Raw genomic sequence first — 21,129 nt, 5'->3', positions numbered from 1 at the left:
CGCGTTTCTGCTGGCCTCGTCAAGGCGAGGCCACAGGCCGAATTACGCGGCGAGAGCGTGAATCCCCGGGCACATCGATAGTTATGTGACTGGGCTGAGTGACAAATCTGCCGGGAGCAGATTTGAACATCGCTTGCGACGGCCTGTAAGGGCAAGTCGCATGGATGAGACGCGTCGTTCAGAAGTCAACGCATCTGCAATTTGAAGTATGATGGGTATATCGGTCTCATCTGCGAACCAGAACAACATATATAAAGAGGTTATCATGGCTATCGAACGTACTTTTTCCATCATCAAACCAAACGCGGTGGCAAAAAACGTTATCGGCAGTATCTTTTCTCGCTTTGAAGCAGCAGGGTTCAAAATTGTTGGCACCAAAATGTTGCATCTGAGCGTTGAGCAGGCTCGTGGTTTCTACGCTGAGCACGAAGGTCGCCCGTTCTTCGACGGTCTGGTTGAATTTATGACTTCCGGTCCGATCGTGGTTTCCGTGCTGGAAGGCGAAAATGCAGTACAGCGCCACCGCGATCTGCTGGGCGCAACCAACCCGGCGAACGCGCTGGCGGGCACCCTGCGCGCTGACTATGCGGACAGCTTCACCGAGAACGGCACCCACGGTTCCGACTCCGTTGAATCCGCGGCGCGCGAAATCGCGTTCTTCTTTGCTGAAGGCGAGGTTTGCCCGCGCACCCGCTAATCTTCTGCGTCTTTCACGCCACCGCTTTGTTGGCGTTATTCGCATACCCCGGTCACAGCGTTATCTATGCTCACGGGGATTTGCGAACTGGCCGCTTTGCGACAGTTGAAAATCCTTAGAGGATCAGGCCGGCAGTTACAGATTTTTTCATCATTGCCGCGTGCAAACGTGGTATTGATGGGCCAGAATTTGTAGAATACAGCGCCCCGGATGAGCCGTTGCTCTCCGGGGCGTTTCTTTTTCAACCCTCCAGGGGCCATAACGTGTAATAACGAGGCCGGAATCAATTATGTCTGAACAAATAGTCACACCTGATAGCGCCGCGCTGACGGTGCCGAACAACGATGCCAAAATCAACCTGCTGGATCTCAACCGTCAGCAGATGCGCGAGTTTTTCAAAAACATGGGCGAAAAGCCTTTCCGCGCCGATCAGGTGATGAAATGGATGTATCACTACTGCTGCGATAACTTTGATGAGATGACCGACATCAACAAAGTTCTGCGCAGCAAACTGAAAGAAGTCGCGGAGATCCGCGCGCCGGAAGTCGTTGAAGAGCAGCGCTCCAGCGACGGCACCATCAAATGGGCGATTGCCGTCGGCGATCAGCGCGTTGAAACGGTGTATATCCCGGAAGACGATCGCGCCACTCTGTGCGTTTCTTCACAGGTTGGCTGTGCGCTGGAGTGTAAATTCTGCTCTACTGCGCAGCAGGGCTTTAACCGTAACCTGCGGGTGTCGGAAATTATTGGCCAGGTCTGGCGCGCGGCGAAAATTGTCGGCGCGGTGAAAACCACCGGCGTGCGTCCGATCACCAATGTGGTGATGATGGGAATGGGCGAGCCGCTGCTGAACCTGACCAACGTGGTTCCGGCAATGGAAATCATGTTGGACGACTTCGGCTTTGGTCTTTCCAAACGCCGCGTCACGCTCTCCACTTCCGGCGTGGTTCCGGCGCTGGACAAACTGGGCGATATGATTGACGTGGCGCTGGCGATCTCCCTGCACGCGCCGAACGACACCATTCGCGATGAGATCGTGCCGATCAACAAGAAATACAATATTGAAACTTTCCTGAATTCGGTGCGTGGCTACATTTCGAAGTCCAACGCCAACCAGGGTCGCGTCACCATCGAGTACGTTATGTTGGATCACGTCAATGACGGTACCGAACATGCGCATGAACTGGCTGCGCTGTTGAAAGATACGCCGTGCAAGATCAACCTGATTCCGTGGAACCCTTTCCCGGGCGCGCCGTATGGTCGTAGCTCCAACAGCCGTATCGACCGTTTCTCTAAGGTGCTGATGGAGTATGGCTTCACCACCATTGTGCGTAAAACCCGTGGTGACGATATTGACGCCGCCTGCGGTCAACTGGCCGGGGATGTTATCGATCGTACCAAGCGTACGCTGCGTAAACGGATGCAGGGTGAAGCGATCGCGGTGAAAGCAGTCTGATAAATGATGCAACGCACAACCCAGGATGTGTGTTGCGTCACTCTGTTGCATCGCCGGGCGAAATACGCTGTTCTGATTAATAATTACGGTGCGTTTTTGTCGACTTTGAGGCAGTATGTAGCGGTACAACAACCGCTTAGCATTCAATATTGATAAGTCTCTGTGATAGCGCGTCATACGGACTTATACTGTTTGTCTGACGTTGAGCAGATGTCTCGCGGCGCGGGGTTACCGGCGCTGAACTTTAAATTTCACGTACCAGTAGTTGTAACGAATGAATACTGAAGCCACTCAAGATCATCAAGAAGCAAACACCACGGGCGCGCGTCTGCGTAATGCCCGCGAACAACTCGGGCTCAGCCAACAAGCCGTGGCTGAACGCTTATGCCTGAAGGTTTCCACGGTTCGTGATATTGAAGACGATAAGGCGCCTGCCGATCTTGCTTCAACCTTCCTGCGCGGCTATATCCGCTCTTATGCCCGTCTTGTGCATATCCCGGAAGAAGAACTGCTGCCGATGATGGCAAAGCAGGCGCCGATTCGTGCGGCGAAAGTTGCGCCGATGCAGAGCTTCTCGCTCGGCAAACGCCGTAAAAAGCGTGACGGCTGGCTGATGAGTTTCACCTGGCTGGTGCTGTTCGTGGTGATTGGCCTCAGCGGTGCCTGGTGGTGGCAGGATCACAAAGCACAGCAGGACGAGATCTCCACCATGGCCGATCAATCTTCCGCTGAACTCAATGCTGTCGATAACAGCAGTCAACGTATCCCTCTGGATAACAGTACGGCGAATTCCACACCGGACGCTGTTGCGAACAGTGCGCCGGTAGAGGCTCCTCCGGCGCCTGCGGCGTCGACTCCGGCTCCGGTTGATAATAACGCCGTCGTTGCGCCTTCTCAGGCGAACGTTGACACGACGGCAGCGCCAGCGCCCGCAAATCCGGCTTCACCACTGCCGACCGATCAGGCAAGTGTGGCCGCTGCGGCGACCTCTGTTCAGGATCTGGTGTTGAACTTTACCGCTGACTGCTGGCTGGAAGTCAGCGATTCCACCGGTAAAAAGCTGTTCAGCGGTTTGCAGCGCAAAGGCGGTAATCTCAATCTGAGCGGTCATCCGCCTTATAAACTGAAAATCGGTGCGCCGGCGGCGGTGCAGATTCAGTATCTGGGTAAACCCGTCGATTTAAGTCGTTTTATCAGAACTAACCAGGTTGCGCGTCTGACCCTCAATGCCGAACCATCACCGGCGCAGTAACAGACGGGTAACGCGGGAGATTTTTCATGCATAACCAGGCTCCGATTCAACGTAGAAAATCGAAACGAATTTACGTTGGGAATGTGCCGATTGGCGATGGCGCCCCCATTGCCGTACAGTCGATGACAAACACGCGCACCACTGATGTGGCAGCGACGGTCAAGCAAATTAAAGCTCTGGAGCGCGTTGGCGCAGATATCGTTCGCGTTTCGGTGCCAACGATGGATGCGGCGGAAGCCTTCAGGCTTATCAAACAGCAGGTTAATGTCCCGCTGGTCGCCGATATCCACTTCGATTACCGAATTGCGCTGAAAGTGGCGGAATATGGCGTCGATTGCCTGCGTATTAACCCGGGTAATATCGGCAATGAAGAGCGTATCCGCATGGTGGTGGATTGCGCTCGTGATAAAAATATCCCCATTCGCATTGGCGTGAATGCCGGTTCACTGGAAAGAGATCTCCAGGAAAAATACGGCGAGCCGACCCCACAGGCGCTTCTGGAGTCAGCGATGCGTCATGTTGATCATCTCGATCGTCTGAATTTTGATCAGTTCAAGGTCAGCGTAAAAGCGTCCGATGTCTTCCTCGCGGTCGAATCCTATCGTCTGTTGGCTAAACAGATCGAGCAGCCTCTGCATCTTGGGATCACCGAAGCGGGCGGCGCGCGCAGCGGCGCGGTGAAGTCCGCTATCGGGCTCGGTTTACTGCTTTCCGAAGGGATCGGCGATACCCTGCGTGTTTCCCTCGCGGCGGATCCGGTTGAAGAGATTAAAGTCGGCTTCGATATTCTGAAGTCGCTGCGAATCCGCTCTCGCGGCATCAACTTTATTGCCTGCCCGACCTGTTCTCGCCAGGAATTTGACGTTATCGGTACCGTCAATGCGCTGGAGCAGCGCCTGGAAGATATCATTACGCCAATGGATATTTCGATCATTGGCTGTGTTGTAAACGGTCCCGGCGAGGCGCTGGTTTCGACGCTTGGCGTGACCGGCGGCAATAAAAAAAGTGGCTTGTACGAAGATGGCGTGCGTAAAGACAGGCTGGATAACGACGATATGATCGCGCAACTGGAAGCGCGTATTCGTGCGAAAGCTTCGATGCTTGATGAAGCGCGTCGTATCGATATTCAGCAGGTTGAAGCGAAATAACGTATTGGGAAGCGATACGCTTCCCGTGTATGATTGAACCTGCGGGCGCGAAGCGTCGGGGTTCATTTTTGTATATATAAAGAGACTAAACGTGGCAAAGAACATTCAAGCCATCCGTGGCATGAACGATTATCTGCCGGGCGAAACCGCTCTCTGGCAGCGCATTGAAGGCTCACTGAAGCAGGTGCTTGGTAGCTACGGTTACAGCGAGATCCGTTTGCCGATTGTAGAGCAGACCCCGTTATTCAAACGCGCTATCGGTGAAGTGACCGACGTGGTTGAAAAAGAGATGTACACCTTTGAGGACCGCAACGGCGATAGCCTGACCCTGCGTCCGGAAGGTACCGCTGGTTGCGTGCGCGCCGGTATTGAACATGGTCTCCTGTACAATCAAGAGCAACGCCTGTGGTACATCGGGCCGATGTTCCGTCATGAGCGTCCGCAAAAGGGGCGCTATCGCCAGTTCCACCAGATAGGCGCAGAAGTTTTTGGCCTGCAGGGCCCGGACATCGACGCGGAACTGATTATGCTCACCGCCCGCTGGTGGCGTGAACTGGGTATCTCCGGCCATGTTGCCCTGGAGCTGAACTCTATCGGTTCGCTGGAAGCCCGCGCCAACTATCGCGACGCACTGGTGGCCTATCTTGAACAATTTAAAGATAAGCTTGATGAAGACTGCAAACGCCGCATGTACAGCAACCCGCTACGCGTGCTGGATTCGAAAAATCCTGAGGTACAGGCGCTGCTGAACGACGCGCCGGCGCTGGGCGACTATCTGGATGAAGAGTCTAAAGCGCACTTTGCCGGGCTGTGCGCGCTGCTGGATGATGCCGGTATCCGCTATACCGTGAATCAGCGTCTGGTGCGCGGTCTTGATTATTACAACCGCACGGTATTTGAGTGGGTAACCACCAGCCTTGGTTCCCAGGGGACCGTCTGCGCTGGCGGCCGTTATGACGGTCTGGTTGAGCAGCTCGGTGGCCGCGCCGCGCCTGGCGTAGGTTTTGCGATGGGGCTGGAACGTCTTGTTTTACTGGTCCAGGCAGTGAATCCGGAATTTAAAGCCGATCCTGTTGTCGATATATACCTGGTAGCCTCCGGAACCGGCACCCAGTCTGCAGCAATGCGTCTGGCTGAGCAGGTACGCGATGCGTTACCCGGCGTTAAGCTGATGACCAACCACGGCGGCGGCAACTTTAAGAAGCAGTTTGCGCGCGCTGATAAATGGGGCGCGCGCGTTGCGCTGGTGCTGGGTGAATCAGAAATCGCTGACGGAAACGTGGTAGTGAAAGATTTACGCTCAGGTGAGCAAACTACCGTAACGCAGGATAGCGTTGCCGCGCATTTGCGCACACTTCTGGGGTAATCTCCCGGGAATCATTAGTCAGGAGAAGGACTGCGTGGAAATTTACAATAACGAAAATGATCAGGTCGATGCGCTTAAGCGTTTCTTTGCCGAAAATGGCAAAGCGCTGGCCGTCGGGGTGATTTTAGGCGTTGGCGCACTGGTTGGCTGGCGCTACTGGACCTCCCATCAGTTAGATACCGCCAGAGGCTCATCGCTGGCTTATGAGAATGCGATTTCCGCGCTCAAATCGGATAAGCCAGATGCGCTGAACGCCGCGCAGAAGTTTGCCGCCGACAGCAAAAACACCTATGGTGCCTTTGCTTCGCTTGAGCTGGCGCAGCAGTTTGTTGATAAAAACGACCTGCAGAGTGCTGAAAAGCAGCTTCAGCAGGGGCTGGCGGCCGCTTCTGATGATAACCTGAAATCGGTTATCAATTTGCGTCTTGCGCGTGTACAACTGCAGCTTAAGCAACCCGATGCGGCGCTGAAAACCCTGGATGCCGTGAAAGGCGAAGGCTGGACGGCGATTGTTGCCGATTTGCGCGGCGAGATCCTGCTGAGTAAAGGCGATAAGCAAGGGGCGAAAGCGGCCTGGGAAGCTGGCTCGACAAGCGATGCTTCACCGGCGCTCAGCGAAATGATGCGTATGAAAATAAATAATTTGTCCATCTGAGAGGGACTCGATGCAATTGCGTAAATTACTTTTGCCAGGGCTGCTTTCCGTTACCTTATTGAGCGGTTGTTCGTTGTTCAACGGCGAAGAAGATGTGGTGAAGATGTCGCCACTGCCGACGGTGGAAAACCAGTTTACGCCGTCCACGTCCTGGAGCACCTCTGTCGGCGACGGTATTGGCGAATTCTACTCTAATCTGCACCCAGCTTTTGCTGATGGTGTGGTGTATGCCGCCGATCGTAAAGGTACCGTTAAGGCCCTGAGCTCAGGCGACGGTAAAGAGGTATGGTCGGTTAACCTGGCTGAGAAAGACGGCTGGTTCTCACGTGCGCCTGCGTTGCTTTCCGGCGGCGTCACTGTTTCCGGCGGCCATGTTTATATCGGTAGCGAAAAGGCCAAAGTTTATGCGCTGAATACCAGCGACGGTAGCGTCGCATGGGAGACGAGCGTTGCGGGCGAAGCGATGTCTCGTCCGGTCGTGAGCGACGGCATGGTCCTGATCCATACCTCCAACGGTCAGTTGCAGGCGCTGAACGAAGCCGATGGGGCGATAAAATGGACCGTTAACCTTGATATGCCCGCACTCTCCCTGCGCGGTGAATCCGCGCCGGCTACCGCCTATGGCGCCGCTATTGTTGGCGGTGATAACGGCCGCGTCAGCGCGGTGCTGATGCAGCAAGGGCAAATGATTTGGCAACAGCGCATTTCTACAGCGACCGGGCCGACTGAAATCGATCGTCTTAATGACGTTGATACGACGCCGGTTATCGTGAACGGTGTGGTTTATGTGCTGGCTTATAACGGCAATCTGACAGCGCTTGATCTGCGCAGTGGTCAGATTATGTGGAAACGTGAACTGGGCTCGGTAAACGACTTTATCGTTGACGGAAACCGTATTTACCTGGTAGACCAGAACGATCGCCTGCTGGCGCTGACCACCGATGGCGGCGTGACGCTGTGGACGCAAAGCGATCTACTGCATCGTCTGTTGACGGCGCCTGCGTTGTATAATGGCAACCTGGTTGTTGGCGATAGCGAAGGTTATATGCACTGGATCAATCCCGAAGATGGTCACTTTGTCGCTCAGCAGAAGGTGGACAGCTCAGGCTTCCTGACCGATCCGATCGTTGCTGACGGTAAGTTGCTGATCCAGGCCAAAGACGGCACGCTGTACGCGATTACGCTTTAAATACGGCAGTTGTCTGGTTTTGAGAAACGGCCCCTGGCAGACAGGGGCCGTTTTGACTTTTTAAAAAACGTCGCGATATACGGCGTTGTATCGATTTTTGTATGAGGCATTTAACATGATACCTGTGGTCGCGCTTGTCGGGCGCCCTAACGTTGGAAAATCCACGCTTTTTAACCGCTTAACGCGCACTCGTGATGCGTTGGTCGCGGATTTTCCGGGGCTGACTCGTGACCGTAAGTACGGTCGTGCTGAAGTGGAAGGCCGTGAATTTATCTGTATCGATACTGGCGGGATCGACGGTACCGAAGATGGCGTTGAGACGCGGATGGCGGAGCAGTCGTTGCTGGCGATTGAAGAAGCGGACGTAGTGCTGTTTATGGTCGATGCGCGTGCTGGTCTGATGCCTGCGGATTCGGCGATTGCTAAACATCTGCGCTCTCGTGAAAAGCCAACCTTCCTGGTGGCAAACAAAACTGACGGTATTGATGCCGATCAGGCGATTGCTGATTTCTGGTCGCTGGGGTTAGGCGATATTTATCCGATCGCTGCTTCACATGGTCGCGGCGTGACCAGCCTGCTGGAGCATGTGCTTCTGCCGTGGGTTGACGAAGTGAATCCGCCAGAAGAAGTTGATGACGACGCGGCATACTGGGCGCAGTTTGAAGCGGAACAGAACGGTGAAGACGTTGCCGAGCCGGAAGATGACTTTAACCCGCAGGATCTGCCAATTAAGCTGGCCATTGTCGGTCGCCCGAACGTAGGTAAGTCAACGCTCACCAACCGCATCCTGGGCGAAGAGCGTGTGGTGGTTTACGATATGCCGGGCACGACTCGTGACAGTATCTATATCCCAATGGAACGTGATGAGCGTGAATATGTGCTTATCGATACCGCGGGCGTGCGTAAGCGCGGTAAAATATCTGACGTTGTAGAGAAATTTTCGGTTATCAAAACCCTGCAGGCAATTGAAGACGCTAACGTCGTGCTGCTGGTGATTGATGCGCGAGAAGGTATCTCCGACCAGGATTTGTCCCTGCTGGGCTTTATCCTCAATAGCGGTCGCTCGCTGGTGATTGTCGTCAATAAATGGGACGGTCTGAGCCAGGAAGTGAAAGAGCAGGTGAAAGAGACCCTGGACTTCCGTCTGGGCTTTATCGATTTTGCCCGGGTGCATTTTATCTCCGCGCTGCATGGTAGCGGCGTCGGCAACCTGTTTGAATCCGTACGTGAGGCCTACGACAGCGCAACCCGTCGCGTGGGCACCGCGATGCTGACCCGCATCATGACCATGGCTGCCGAAGATCATCAGCCGCCGCTGGTGCGCGGTCGTCGCGTGAAGCTGAAATATGCCCATGCTGGTGGCTATAACCCGCCAATCGTGGTGATCCACGGTAACCAGGTGAAAGATCTGCCGGATTCTTACAAACGTTATCTGATGAACTACTTCCGCAAATCGCTGGAAGTGATGGGGACGCCTATTCGTATTCAGTTCAAGGAAGGGGAGAACCCGTTTGCCAACAAACGCAATACCCTGACGCCGAACCAGATGCGTAAGCGTAAGCGCCTGATTAAACATATCAAGAAAAGCAAATAAGCGATCCACTGGCGAGAAATACGAAGCCGCATCTGTGAACGTGAACTGCACCCTAAAAGTTGGACACCGACTAAGTAAGGTGCAGTTTTTTATGGCAAAGCCAACGTATTTTTTGAAACAAGATGAGGTGTTATTAATCAGTACTGCTCTGGAAAGAGCTCGATATCCCACTTAGCTTTTTGCTGTAGTAAGAACATTGCTATAGTGACGGGCCGGAATCAGGCGGCTTGATAATATTGATATTTTTATCTTTGAAGATTAATTTAGCCTGATCGTCTTACCCGAATTTTCCCGGCGCCCAAATTCTGTAGATCATATATTATTTAATATTAGTCAGACGGATCTCCTGTGTCATACCGCGTAAACTACTATTTTTAATAGGTAGACTGATGCGGTTGGTAAAGAACAATATTGATTTACTATTCAACGCATACTCTGGATGTTTATCAACTGCCCGGAGAGAGTCAAATGAACATCAAATTAGTGACTATTTCGTTGCTTGCTGCTGGTTTTATCCTGGCGTCAGATATGGCTATCGCCAAATTGGCTCCGTTAACAGATAACCAGGTGAAGCAGAGGATTATTGACGACTCTATCGCTTCCTACCCCGGTACATGCGCCTGCCCATTTAATACGGCACGTAACGGAAGTTCATGCGGTCGCCGCAGCGCCTGGAGCAAAGCCGGAGGTTACTCGCCGATTTGTTATAAAAAAGAAGTGACAAAAGAGATGGTTAAAGAATGGCGTCAGCGGAATCAATGAGTTGAAATTCGTGATTCGGATACAGCGGTTTTGATGTTTTCAGCCTGCTAATCCTTTTTATCTTGCTATATAAATAATTTAATTGGCAGGATCGCCCATGTCTATTTTTTTAACACAGCGTTATTCACCAATAGTGAAACGATGCCAGTGCCGGAGTGGTAAAACTGAGGTTTTCTTGTTTGTGAGACCGGGGTGAGTAGTAAAGCCAGTTCAAATATAAACTGGCTTTTATGATGGTTAGAATTTCATACTAACGCCAGCGGTAACCGAACGCCCCGGTGCGGGTTGACGTCCCCACGGGCTGGTGTCTATTCCGCGGAACCAGTAATCACGATTAAAGAGATTATTGATACCAATATAACCGTTCAAAACGGTGTTGCCGGATTTGTAGAGATCGCGGCTAACCTGTGCGTTCCATACCCAATAGGATGGCAGTTGTCCTACTGAGTCGGTGCTATTTTCATCAAGCGTGTTTGCTGCATCGGAATAAGATTTACTGAAGTAGTAACCCGCGAGAGTAAAGGTTGTACCACGCCAGTCATAATTACCGTCGAGTGTTACCTGATTGCGCGAGGCGTATGGCACTTCTTTTCCTCGGTTGACGCCATTACGTTGTTCTGCCTGCAGATATGCGTACCCTGCATGCAATTTTAGCCCGCTAACCACGTCTGGACTCCAGAACCCTTCCAGCTCAATCCCCTGATGTCGGGTACGGCCTATATTGAGATAGCTGTCTGATGTGCTGTCGTAAGAGATTTGATCTTTATAGTCGATTCGGTAAATATCCGCATGCAGGCTGATATTTTTTGTCGGCGTATAGCGCACGCCGCTTTCATAGTTCCAGGCCAGCTCCGAGTTGACATCTCCGCCTTTTACAATTTGCGTGACCTGTACGGGGCGAAGGCTCTTTTGCATATCAGCATACAGGAACCATTGCGGCGTCATTTGATAACCTACGGTCAGCCCGGGTAACCACTGGTCGTCAGGGGAAGAGGTATGCAGACCCGTATTGTTGTCAGTGTACTTTTCGCTGACATGTTCGAAACGCATACCCGGAGTAATAGTTAATGAATCATCGAAGAGTTTTATGGCGTCGCTGATGTAACCGGCCCAAGCCTTATCATTAAAACTCCAGTCGCGGGTTACCGCGGTTGTACCTGTGGCGAGGGTTTTCTGGCGTACCTGATAATCAATTTTTTCACTGACAAAACGACCACCAATGATCCACTGTTGATTGACGTTATCGCCCGTAATATCCATGCTCAGACGTGGCTCCGTACCCCATACCTTAAAGTGTCGCGGAGAGTTTTGTACGATGTCTGCAGGTAGCGAAGGGTTCCATGTCTGGCCGGAGACTTTACTCATTCCGACATGAAAATCGCGATCGGAGTTATGCCCGAAAAATAGCCAGTTAAATTCGGCAGAGTCGATGATTCCCAGGGATCCTAATAGCTGGTTATAGACAGCGCTGTAGCGTTTGGTATGGCCATCATAATCGTCCCACGGACGAGTGCTCTGCCTGCGATCATGCTGATAGTCCTCAGCCGATAGCGCGCCGGCGAGATCTGCATGTGCATCGTAGTATTGGTATGAGAGGTTTAGGGTTGTGTCTTCATTGATGTTCCAGAGACCTCTTATGCGGAAATTTTGCACTTTACTGTCGCTGTGTTCGCGGAAAGAGTTACCTTTTACCTGATTGGCTTCAACCTGCAAGCCAAAATCATCGTTCAACATTCCGCCAGTTCTCAGGTAGGTGTCCCACAGGTTGCGGCCCTTACCATAAAAGGTGGCTCGCTCTGAGATCTCATTCTCCCATTTCAACGGGATGGGTTTACTGATCAGATTTATTACGCCGCCGACATTGTTGGGACCGTACTGTACAGCCGCACCGCCGCGAACCACATCGATACGGTCAATGGTGGCAAACGTCACCGGGAAAGCGACATTCCCTCTTGTCCGTATGGTGCCAGCGCCAGGGGGATCCCATCTTCAAGGATTTGCGCTCGGCCGCTGCGACTGTCGTACAAACCGCGGATCGCGATTTGTGGCAGAACTCCGGTCCCCGTTTCATCCTGAATTTTTACTCCGGGAACGCGCTGTAGGGCATCATCCAGTGTGCGATTCGCCCCTTTTTCTAATTGTTCATTGCTGATAACGGTCCGGCTTCCGGCCCATGTTTTTACCGCTTCAGCGCGAGAGTCACCGAGGATGTTGCCATTAACTACGATTGTTTGTTCAGCAGCGGCGCTGGCGTTTCCTGCCATCAGGAGTGTTATTAATGTTGCTATCTTCGAGTACTGCATTTTTTATCCCTGAATAATGGTTCTTATTAATAATAATTTTAATAAACATTATCATTATTAATTGTGGGTCGGTATCTACCCGAAAATGAAATGATGTTGTCAAGGGTTGGTTTGGTGGCCTGGTTAAAGGGCGGATACGGTGTGTAATACGACAGGTTTCAGTGAGAAAAGCAGGAAAGACGCGCCACAGAGAGTGCGATTACTGTTGAACTTAAATAGAGACTTAACCTAAATCAAAATTTTTGATAAAGATGTTTAAAGTTTACGAATAAAACTATTTTATTGGGCAATTATTAGGTTGTTCCGGTCCACTGGACGAAACCGTCGGAAGTGTATCGCTCATCAGCAGGTTGCTGTGCGGTAACGGATACCAGGTGAAAACAAAAAATGCGCTATTTTCACCATATCAAACCGAAAAGGCAGTTATGTACGCAGGCTTTATCAAACCTGAAACATGATAAAATCGCGCAAGACCAACTTCATCAGGAGTCACTATGGAATTTGATTGCCCCGTATGCCGCGCCCCGCTTGAGGTACAGGCCAATAGCGTTCATTGTGAGCATTGTGCGAAAGATTTTGCAGTGGAAGCTCGCTGCCCGGAGTGCCATAAGCCGCTGGACGTTTTAAAAGCCTGCGGCGCGGTGGATTACTTTTGTCAGAACGGACACGGGCTGATTTCGAAAAAACGCGTTGAGTGGGAAGCGGTAGAGTAACTGGCCTTACTTCTTTTTTACCCGGGTTTTCTTCACCGGCGTAACCGTTTTTACCTCGCTCTCTACCCAGCCATCGTTCAGGCGAGTGGTGAGGAGATCTCCTTCGCGTACCTGTTTGGTCTGCTTCAGCACGGTACCGTTGCTGGCGGAAGTCACGCTATAGCCGCGGGCGAGGGTGGCCAGTGGACTGACGGCTTCCAGGTGCGTGACCATATTACCGAAGCGTTCGCGCTGTTCAGCAAGTCGTGCACGGATGTTTTCCGCCAGTCGGTATTCGAGTTGCTGAATACGGCTCTGGGCACGGTGAATACGCGGCTGCGGGTTTTGCTGATTCAGGCGCTGTATGGCGCGCTGCTGGCGCTGGTCGGCGCGCTTCATTTGCGCCTCAAGGGCGAAACGCATGCGCTGACGCAATCTTTCCAGTTCCGTTTGCTGGCGAGCCAGCCGCAACTGGGGATGCTGCTGTTGCAGGCGGTGAAAAAGCTGGGTAAAGCGACGATGGCGGTTGGCAAGGAAGTAGTCCATCGCCATTTCCAGACGCTGCTGCCCGGATTGTATCTGGCGCAGCAGCTCCTGCTGGTTACGGCTGACAATCTCCGCCGCGGCGGAAGGCGTTGGCGCCCGTAGATCAGCGACGAAATCAGCGATAGTGACGTCGGTTTCATGGCCTACCGCGCTGACGATTGGAATTTGACTGGCAAAAATCGCCCGCGCGACCCGCTCGTCGTTAAAGCTCCATAAATCTTCCAGTGAACCGCCGCCGCGCCCGACGATAAGCACATCGCACTCCTGACGCGCGTTGGCCAGCTCAATCGCGCGAACGATCTGCCCTGGGGCGTCATCGCCCTGAACGGCGGTCGGGTAAATAATAACCGGTAGCGAGGGATCGCGACGCTTGAGCACCTGCAAAATATCGTGCAGTGCGGCGCCGGTTTTTGACGTAATAATGCCGGTGCAGTGTGCCGGTGAGGGGAGGGGCTGTTTATGCTGCTGATCGAACAACCCTTCTGCAGACAACATCACCTTGAGCTGCTCATACTTCTGCTGAAGCAGACCTTCACCTGCTGGCTGCATACTTTCAACGATGATTTGATAATCGCCGCGTGGTTCGTAAAGGGTAACATTCGCGCGCACCAGCACCTGCTGCCCGTGCTGTGGGCGAAAAGTGACGCGGCGGTTGCTGTTGCGGAACATCGCGCAGCGCACCTGAGCGTTATCGTCCTTTAAGGTGAAGTACCAGTGGCCTGATGATGGCTGGCTGAAATTTGAAATCTCGCCGCTAATCCATACCTGCCCCATTTCACGTTCCAGCAGCAGACGAACCGCCTGATTCAGGCGACTTACCGTGTAAATTGAGGGTGACTGGGATGGAAACATGTGAGCAAGATCAAATTTTAAATCAGCAGGTTATTCAGTCGATAGTAACCTGCTCAGAGGGGATCGCAAGTATTATTTTCAAAAAAGGGTAGATGCAATCGGTTACGCTCTGTATAATGCCACGGCAATATTTATCCACCCTGGTCGAGATATTGCCCATGCTACGTATCGCTAAAGAAGCTCTGACGTTTGACGACGTCCTCCTCGTTCCCGCTCATTCAACCGTTCTGCCAAATACCGCCGATCTCAGCACTCAGTTGACGAAAACCATTCGTCTGAATATTCCTATGCTCTCCGCAGCAATGGATACCGTGACCGAGGCGCGTCTGGCAATTGCTCTGGCACAGGAAGGCGGCATCGGCTTTATTCATAAAAATATGTCCATCGAGCGCCAGGCTGAAGAAGTCAGGCGTGTGAAGAAGCATGAGTCCGGCGTGGTAACCGATCCGCAGACCGTCCTGCCGACCACCACGCTGCGGGAAGTGAAAGAACTGACCGAACGTAACGGTTTTGCGGGTTATCCGGTGGTGACTGAAGACAACGAACTGGTCGGTATTATCACCGGTCGTGATGTGCGTTTCGTGACCGATCTGAATCAACCGGTTAGCGTTTATATGACGCCGAAAGAGCGTCTGGTCACCGTTCGCGAAGGTGAAAGCCGCGAAGTGGTGTTTGCCAAAATGCATGAAAAACGCGTTGAGAAAGCGCTGGTTGTGGATGACAGCTTCCATCTTCGCGGCATGATCACGGTTAAAGATTTCCAGAAAGCGGAACGTAAACCGAACGCCTGTAAAGATGAGCAGGGCCGCTTACGTGTTGGCGCCGCAGTTGGCGCAGGCGCGGGTAACGAAGAGCGCGTAGATGCGCTGGTTGCTGCGGGCGTTGATATTCTGCTGATCGACTCCTCTCACGGTCATTCCGAAGGCGTATTGCAGCGTATTCGTGAAACTCGCGCTAAATATCCTGATCTGCAGATTATCGGCGGCAACGTTGCCACCGGCGCGGGCGCGCGGGCGCTGGCTGAAGCGGGCGTGAGCGCGGTGAAAGTAGGGATCGGTCCTGGCTCCATCTGTACCACGCGTATCGTCACCGGCGTGGGCGTTCCGCAGATCACGGCAGTATCCGATGCGGTTGAAGCGCTGGAAGGTACCGGTATTCCGGTGGTTGCTGATGGTGGTATCCGTTTCTCCGGCGATATCGCCAAAGCGATTGCCGCAGGCGCGGCGGCGGTAATGGTTGGCTCTATGCTGGCCGGTACCGAAGAATCCCCGGGCGAAATTGAACTTTATCAGGGGCGTTCTTATAAATCTTACCGTGGTATGGGCTCCCTTGGCGCGATGTCCAAAGGCTCCTCCGACCGTTACTTCCAGAGCGACAATGCTGCCGACAAACTGGTGCCGGAAGGTATCGAAGGCCGCGTCGCCTATAAAGGCCGTCTGAAAGAGATCATTCACCAGCAGATGGGTGGCCTGCGCTCCTGTATGGGGCTGACCGGTTGTGGTACTATCGATACACTACGGACCAAAGCGGAATTCGTGCGCATCAGCGGCGCGGGTATCCAGGAGAGCCACGTTCACGACGTGACCATCACCAAGGAATCCCCGAACTACCGGATGGGCTCCTGATTTTCATCGCCCGGCCATGTGCCGGGCGATTTATTTAACCTGTATCACTTGCCTCGGAATTATCGTCAATGACGGATAACATTCATAAACATCGTATTCTTATCCTGGACTTCGGTTCTCAGTATACCCAACTGGTTGCGCGTCGCGTGCGTGAATTAGGTGTCTATTGTGAACTGTGGGCATGGGACGTGACTGAAGCTCAAATTCGTGAGTTCAATCCTAACGGCATCATTCTTTCCGGTGGCCCGGAAAGCACTACCGAAGATAACAGCCCGCGCGCGCCGGAGTATGTCTTCGAAGCAGGCGTGCCGGTATTTGGCGTATGCTACGGTATGCAGACCATGGCGATGCAGCTTGGCGGTCATGTTGAAGCGTCCAATGAGCGTGAATTCGGCTATGCGCAGGTTGAAGTTCAGACCGATAGCGCGCTGATCCATGGTATTGAAGATGCGCTGAGCGCGGATGGCAAGGCTATGCTGGATGTCTGGATGAGCCACGGCGATAAAGTTACCGCCATTCCGTCTGACTTCGTCACCGTCGCCAGCACCGAAACCTGCCCGTTTGCCATTATGGCTAATGAAGAGAAGCGTTTCTATGGCGTGCAGTTCCATCCTGAAGTGACCCATACTCGTCAGGGACTGCGTATGCTGGAGCGCTTTGTGCTTGAGATCTGCCAGTGTGAAGCGCTGTGGACGCCAGCGAAAATTATTGACGATGCCATCGAGCGTATTCGTCAGCAGGTCGGCGACGATAAAGTGATCCTTGGCCTGTCAGGCGGCGTGGATTCCTCTGTTACCGCGATGCTGCTGCACCGCGCTATCGGCAAAAATCTGACCTGTGTATTTGTGGATAACGGTCTGCTGCGCCTGAACGAAGCACAACAGGTGATGGATATGTTTGGCGACCGTTTCGGTCTGAACATCGTTCATGTGGAAGGCGAATCCCGCTTCCTGGCCGCGCTGGCGGGGGAAAACGATCCTGAAGCGAAGCGTAAAATCATTGGCCGCGTGTTCGTTGAGGTATTCGACGAAGAGGCGCTGAAGCTGGAAGATGTTAAATGGCTGGCGCAAGGCACTATCTACCCTGATGTCATTGAGTCTGCGGCCTCCACGACCGGTAAAGCGCACGTCATCAAATCTCACCACAACGTGGGCGGATTACCGAAAGAGATGAAGATGGGCCTCGTTGAACCGCTGCGTGAGTTGTTCAAAGATGAAGTGCGTAAGATTGGTCTCGAACTGGGTCTGCCGTACGACATGCTGTACCGTCATCCGTTCCCGGGGCCGGGTCTTGGCGTTCGCGTGCTGGGCGAAGTGAAGAAGGAGTACTGCGACCTGCTGCGTCGCGCGGATGCTATTTTTATTGAAGAGCTGCACAAAGCCGATCTGTATAACAAAGTGAGCCAGGCGTTCACTGTGTTCCTGCCGGTTCGCTCCGTCGGCGTGATGGGCGATGGTCGTAAGTACGACTGGGTGGTGTCCCTGCGCGCGGTGGAAACCATCGACTTTATGACCGCCCACTGGGCGCATCTGCCGTACGATTTCCTCGGCCGCGTGTCTAACCGCATCATCAATGAAGTCGACGGTATTTCCCGCGTGGTGTATGACATCAGCGGTAAACCGCCGGCAACAATAGAGTGGGAATGATTTAACGTCTGGCAACAGCCTGCACGTAAAAGCAGTAAAGTACCTCTAAGCCCGCGTAACTGCGGGCTTTTTTGTTTTTGTGTCTGGCACTTTCTGGCAGCTTTTAGCAACGGGAAGCACGGTTTTTTCAATGGAATTTTTGATGGTACTCTCTGGTTTTGAATTCAGGTTTGAAAAAGTACCATGTGATAAATTTCGGTTGAGTTATGGTATTTGTTTTTTATAACTCAATTAAAAACAGAGAGTTAAATGACTTTTCTGGATTTTTTACAACATGGTATTTTTTGATAAAGGAAAACAATAAACCATGTTGACTGACACCAGGCTGCGTCACCTTAAGCCGAAGGAGAAACTCTATAAAGTTAATGACCGTGATGGTCTGTATGTTGCGGTCACTCCGGCTGGAACTATTTCATTTCGTTATAACTATTCAATAAACGGAAGACAGGAGACCGTTACTTTTGGCCGCTATGTTGTTGGAGGGATCACGCTTGCAGAAGCGCGTGAACGGCTCAATGAAGCCAAAAAAATGGTTGCCAGTGGAAGATCGCCTGCTAGGGAAAAAGCCAGAGATAAAGCGCGTATCAAAGATGCTGAGACTTTTGGTGCGTGGGCTGAGAAATGGTTACGCGGTTATCAAATGGCTGAATCGACACGTGATATGCGGCGTTCGGTATATCAAAGGGAGTTGAAGTCAAAATTTGCCCAGCAGAAACTTAGCGAGATTACACATGAAGACTTACGTGCATTAACCGATAACATTGTCGAGAGAGGGGCACCGGCGACAGCTGTACACGCCAGAGAGATTGTATTGCAAGTCTATCGCTGGGCTATTGAGCGCGGTCAGAAGGTGGAGAATCCAGCTGATCTGGTACGGCCTGCAAGCATAGCGAAATTTGAGCCTCGTGACAGGGCATTGACGCCAGTTGAAATCGGTCTGATGTATCGGTATATGGAACGGGTAGGAACGACGCCATCAATCAGAGCAGCGGTTAAACTTTTGCTGTTAACGATGGTACGTAAAAGCGAGCTTACTAACGCGACTTGGAGCGAGATCAATTTTAGTGAAGCATTATGGACGATACCAAAGGAGAGGATGAAACGACGTAATCCACATTTGGTTTTTCTTCCCCAACAGGCAATGGATATTTTGATTGCTCTTAAAACCTTTGCCGGTAGCTCTGATTTTATCCTTCCTTCGCGCTACGATTCCGATGCACCTATGAGTAGCGCTACTTTAAACCGGGTTTTGACACTGACGTATCGTCAGGCACAGAAAGAAGGGGAGTTGTTGCCTAAGTTTGGCCCCCATGACTTACGGCGTACTGCCAGCACCTTGCTACATGAGGCCGGGTATAATACTGACTGGATTGAGAAGTGCCTTGCCCATGAACAAAAGGGGGTACGAGCTGTTTATAACAAGGCTGAATATCGTGAGCAGAGGGCTGAGATGCTACAAGATTGGGCGAATATGATTGATGAATGGGTAAGTAATTGATAATAAATTAAATTGTAATCAATCTTTTTCTGGCGACAGAAGGAAAATTTTAGCCGCTAAAATATGAAGGCATCTATGTCTCTAAATGCCACCTCTATGATTCAGCAAGTAAGATAGCACCTATTGAGCAGAGGGAAGGGCAACTGTAAACGACCCTTTGGCTTAGACTTACTCGCAGGAAAACCAATGCCTTTCATGATCAGAGGCAAGTAAGGTGATGAGCCATTGCATAACCATAGAATTGATCAGCCCTATGTCATTACAGATCAGCTTCTGTGGTTTACTGGTAAGGTAATATCACAGAGATCCATTTTGCATAATCGCTTACAGCTGCGCTATAAATGATAAATCATAACACCATGAGCCATCATCTTAATACCGTTTAATCGCGGAAGATTTTACATAACTGGTTGATGATAATATTAAAATGTATTATGTATTTAGTTTTTCTGCGAGAGATTTTAGCCGCTAAAATTTTGCCAGAAATGGAATTTTATAAGATGAACTCATCACGAATCGTTCCTAAGGCTTTAGAAATAGCTTGATTTGTTAGTACACTACCTGTTAAGCCCCCTAATTTTATACCAATTTCGCGATTGGAAAGCCCTTGCTTATGAAGAACCAGTATTCGCTTTTTGTTGTCAGTCAGTCGCGAATCTACCATTCTGCGTGCTAAGTTGCGCAGTTCAGCGACATTAGTTGGATCCAGTGAAGAATCAAAGAGGTAATGATAAAAGTACTCATCAACTAAATTATCTCCAGATTTTGCATTGTAGCGATCTGGATGGGCAATTTGTCTCCGTAGCCTCAAGACTTCTTGCTCAAATTGCTTTGTAGAACGTTTTGCCTGTTTGTAGGTCGCGTTCCAAGAACCATCGTGCAGTTTCGGTCGGTGATTTAGACAGTATGTTTGACTGAAGTCTGGTCTCTTTTTTTTTCCAAATTTCTCATTATCTTCGTTTTCTTCACCTTCAATAACTCCATTCTCTTTCCATGATCTAATAAATGATGAAAATTCAGTCGGGTTTCCACATAAGGCACAAATTCGCGTTTTTCTTTCCATATTTACATAGAGATCGGGGGCTAGCTTTGAATTTTTTGGGCTGTTTCCTTCACAATACATAAAAAATGATTTGAGCATGTCCTGAGTGGATATGAAAAACATGTCTTGCTCTGTATGAGAACTATGGTTAACAAAATTTCTCAGATGAAAGTGAATTTGATCGGCCGTATAAGAAAAGCCTCTGAGTTTAACAAGATCGCTATAGTTACAATTTTTTATTGAGGCAGGGCAAAAAGATAAATAATGATTTGGAAGTCGACTTAAATATTCCGATACAGATAGATCAATCAACTCTTTGATCAATTTTATGATGTTGTACCGTTTAGATTTATCAGAATATGAATGCCATTTTTCCCTAAAGATGCGGATGGCATGCACTACCGTTTCATCAGTATGTTCCCAAACAGGGATGTAATACAGCCCTAGTCTTTTTTGCGCATTCTCTTCCGTTTCAAATATTTTCATGTCCAACCTATTTGTCCAATTGATACCTCTAAGATACAAGAAACTTCAGGCAATATCTACTAAACAGTGTTGATAAGGAGATATGGTATGAATTCGTCAATGACTAATAAAATGCTGATTAATCGCAGAACATTACTCAAGATGATTCCTTTGTCTGATCGAACAATCTATAACTTGGAGCAGCGTGGTGAGTTTCCTAAGCGTATTGTTTTGACTAGCCGAAGTGTTGCTTGGGATTTAGCTGAGGTTGAAAACTGGATTGAAGAAAAGCGCAGATCGGCTTTAAAGGCAGCAAGACCCGGTTTTTTTTGGTAAGTGCG

18 protein-coding genes are annotated in these 21,129 nt (G+C 51.1%); 14 read left to right on the top strand and 4 right to left on the bottom strand.

Translation table 11 applies throughout. The features are described from left to right. The first annotated feature begins 265 nt into the window (after nucleotides 1–265). The 9 genes from ndk (at nucleotide 266) to FN037_RS12830 (ending at nucleotide 10,119) form a co-directional block, all read left to right on the top strand. Nucleotides 266–697 carry a nucleoside-diphosphate kinase gene (ndk, locus tag FN037_RS12870; protein ID WP_138361052.1) on the top strand — a complete coding sequence of 144 codons (432 nt, stop codon included), beginning with the start codon at nucleotides 266–268 and terminating at the stop codon, nucleotides 695–697. Between the two features lie 289 nt (nucleotides 698–986). Next, a complete protein-coding gene (locus FN037_RS12865) occupies nucleotides 987–2,153 on the top strand; it encodes a bifunctional tRNA (adenosine(37)-C2)-methyltransferase TrmG/ribosomal RNA large subunit methyltransferase RlmN (protein ID WP_138361053.1) in 1,167 nt (388 codons plus the stop codon). A gap of 274 nt (nucleotides 2,154–2,427) precedes the next feature. Continuing rightward, entirely contained in the window at nucleotides 2,428–3,405 is a 978-nt protein-coding gene (gene rodZ, locus FN037_RS12860) for a cytoskeleton protein RodZ (RefSeq protein WP_138361054.1), read from the top strand. Nucleotides 3,406–3,431: 26 nt separating this feature from the next. Next, on the top strand, nucleotides 3,432–4,553 hold the full coding sequence (ispG, locus tag FN037_RS12855) for a flavodoxin-dependent (E)-4-hydroxy-3-methylbut-2-enyl-diphosphate synthase (RefSeq protein ID WP_142502388.1): 1,122 nt from the start codon (nucleotides 3,432–3,434) through the stop codon (nucleotides 4,551–4,553). A gap of 91 nt (nucleotides 4,554–4,644) precedes the next feature. Further along, a complete protein-coding gene (gene hisS / locus FN037_RS12850) occupies nucleotides 4,645–5,919 on the top strand; it encodes a histidine--tRNA ligase (protein WP_138361056.1) in 1,275 nt (424 codons plus the stop codon). Between the two features lie 34 nt (nucleotides 5,920–5,953). After that, nucleotides 5,954–6,574: a YfgM family protein gene (locus tag FN037_RS12845; RefSeq protein WP_138361057.1), complete on the top strand. Its 621-nt coding sequence runs from the start codon at nucleotides 5,954–5,956 to the stop codon at nucleotides 6,572–6,574. A 10-nt stretch (nucleotides 6,575–6,584) separates the two neighbouring features. After that, entirely contained in the window at nucleotides 6,585–7,763 is a 1,179-nt protein-coding gene (bamB, locus tag FN037_RS12840) for an outer membrane protein assembly factor BamB (protein ID WP_138361058.1), read from the top strand. Between the two features lie 115 nt (nucleotides 7,764–7,878). Beyond that, nucleotides 7,879–9,357 carry a ribosome biogenesis GTPase Der gene (der, locus tag FN037_RS12835; RefSeq protein ID WP_138361059.1) on the top strand — a complete coding sequence of 493 codons (1,479 nt, stop codon included), beginning with the start codon at nucleotides 7,879–7,881 and terminating at the stop codon, nucleotides 9,355–9,357. 468 nt (nucleotides 9,358–9,825) lie between these two features. After that, complete coding sequence (locus FN037_RS12830) at nucleotides 9,826–10,119, top strand: hypothetical protein (protein ID WP_138361060.1); 294 nt, start codon at nucleotides 9,826–9,828, stop codon at nucleotides 10,117–10,119. A 237-nt stretch (nucleotides 10,120–10,356) separates the two neighbouring features. On the opposite strand, the gene FN037_RS12825 is transcribed toward FN037_RS12830, so the two are convergent. Both FN037_RS12825 and FN037_RS24605 read right to left on the bottom strand, forming a co-directional pair. Further along, nucleotides 10,357–12,051 (bottom strand): TonB-dependent receptor family protein, encoded by a 1,695-nt coding sequence (locus tag FN037_RS12825; protein ID WP_260607861.1) that lies wholly within the window; start codon nucleotides 12,049–12,051, stop codon nucleotides 10,357–10,359. Continuing rightward, a complete protein-coding gene (locus FN037_RS24605; protein ID WP_260607860.1) occupies nucleotides 12,048–12,422 on the bottom strand; it encodes a TonB-dependent receptor plug domain-containing protein in 375 nt (124 codons plus the stop codon). The genes FN037_RS12825 and FN037_RS24605 overlap by 4 nt, the downstream gene beginning before the upstream one ends. 494 nt (nucleotides 12,423–12,916) lie before the next feature. Here FN037_RS24605 and FN037_RS12820 point away from each other — a divergent pair, with 494 nt between their 5' ends. After that, entirely contained in the window at nucleotides 12,917–13,135 is a 219-nt protein-coding gene (locus tag FN037_RS12820) for a zinc ribbon domain-containing protein (protein WP_142502387.1), read from the top strand. A 6-nt stretch (nucleotides 13,136–13,141) separates the two neighbouring features. Here the strand turns inward: FN037_RS12820 and xseA are convergent, their stop codons facing one another. Then, nucleotides 13,142–14,512, bottom strand: a complete 1,371-nt coding sequence (gene xseA / locus FN037_RS12815; protein WP_142502386.1) for an exodeoxyribonuclease VII large subunit — start codon at nucleotides 14,510–14,512, stop codon at nucleotides 13,142–13,144. A gap of 158 nt (nucleotides 14,513–14,670) precedes the next feature. Here xseA and guaB point away from each other — a divergent pair, with 158 nt between their 5' ends. The 3 genes from guaB (at nucleotide 14,671) to FN037_RS12800 (ending at nucleotide 19,281) form a co-directional block, all read left to right on the top strand. Further along, the gene (gene guaB, locus FN037_RS12810; RefSeq protein ID WP_138361063.1) at nucleotides 14,671–16,137 is read left to right on the top strand and encodes an IMP dehydrogenase; all 1,467 of its coding nucleotides are present in this window, start codon (nucleotides 14,671–14,673) and stop codon (nucleotides 16,135–16,137) included. Nucleotides 16,138–16,205: 68 nt separating this feature from the next. Next, the gene (gene guaA / locus FN037_RS12805) at nucleotides 16,206–17,783 is read left to right on the top strand and encodes a glutamine-hydrolyzing GMP synthase (protein WP_138361064.1); all 1,578 of its coding nucleotides are present in this window, start codon (nucleotides 16,206–16,208) and stop codon (nucleotides 17,781–17,783) included. 307 nt (nucleotides 17,784–18,090) lie between these two features. Next, nucleotides 18,091–19,281: a site-specific integrase gene (locus FN037_RS12800; RefSeq protein WP_142502385.1), complete on the top strand. Its 1,191-nt coding sequence runs from the start codon at nucleotides 18,091–18,093 to the stop codon at nucleotides 19,279–19,281. 493 nt (nucleotides 19,282–19,774) lie between these two features. On the opposite strand, the gene FN037_RS12795 is transcribed toward FN037_RS12800, so the two are convergent. Further along, entirely contained in the window at nucleotides 19,775–20,809 is a 1,035-nt protein-coding gene (locus tag FN037_RS12795) for a transcriptional regulator (protein WP_142502384.1), read from the bottom strand. 87 nt (nucleotides 20,810–20,896) lie between these two features. On the opposite strand from FN037_RS12795, the gene FN037_RS12790 reads away from it, so the two are divergent. Further along, the gene (locus tag FN037_RS12790) at nucleotides 20,897–21,124 is read left to right on the top strand and encodes a helix-turn-helix transcriptional regulator (RefSeq protein WP_034497625.1); all 228 of its coding nucleotides are present in this window, start codon (nucleotides 20,897–20,899) and stop codon (nucleotides 21,122–21,124) included. Nucleotides 21,125–21,129: the final 5 nt, after the last annotated feature.

It is taken from the genome of Klebsiella sp. 2680, from assembly GCF_900198535.1.
GTDB lineage: Bacteria > Pseudomonadota > Gammaproteobacteria > Enterobacterales > Enterobacteriaceae > Klebsiella > Klebsiella indica.
Note: the sequence above shows the minus strand (reverse complement) of the source record. Positions and strands in the feature narration are given on the sequence as shown.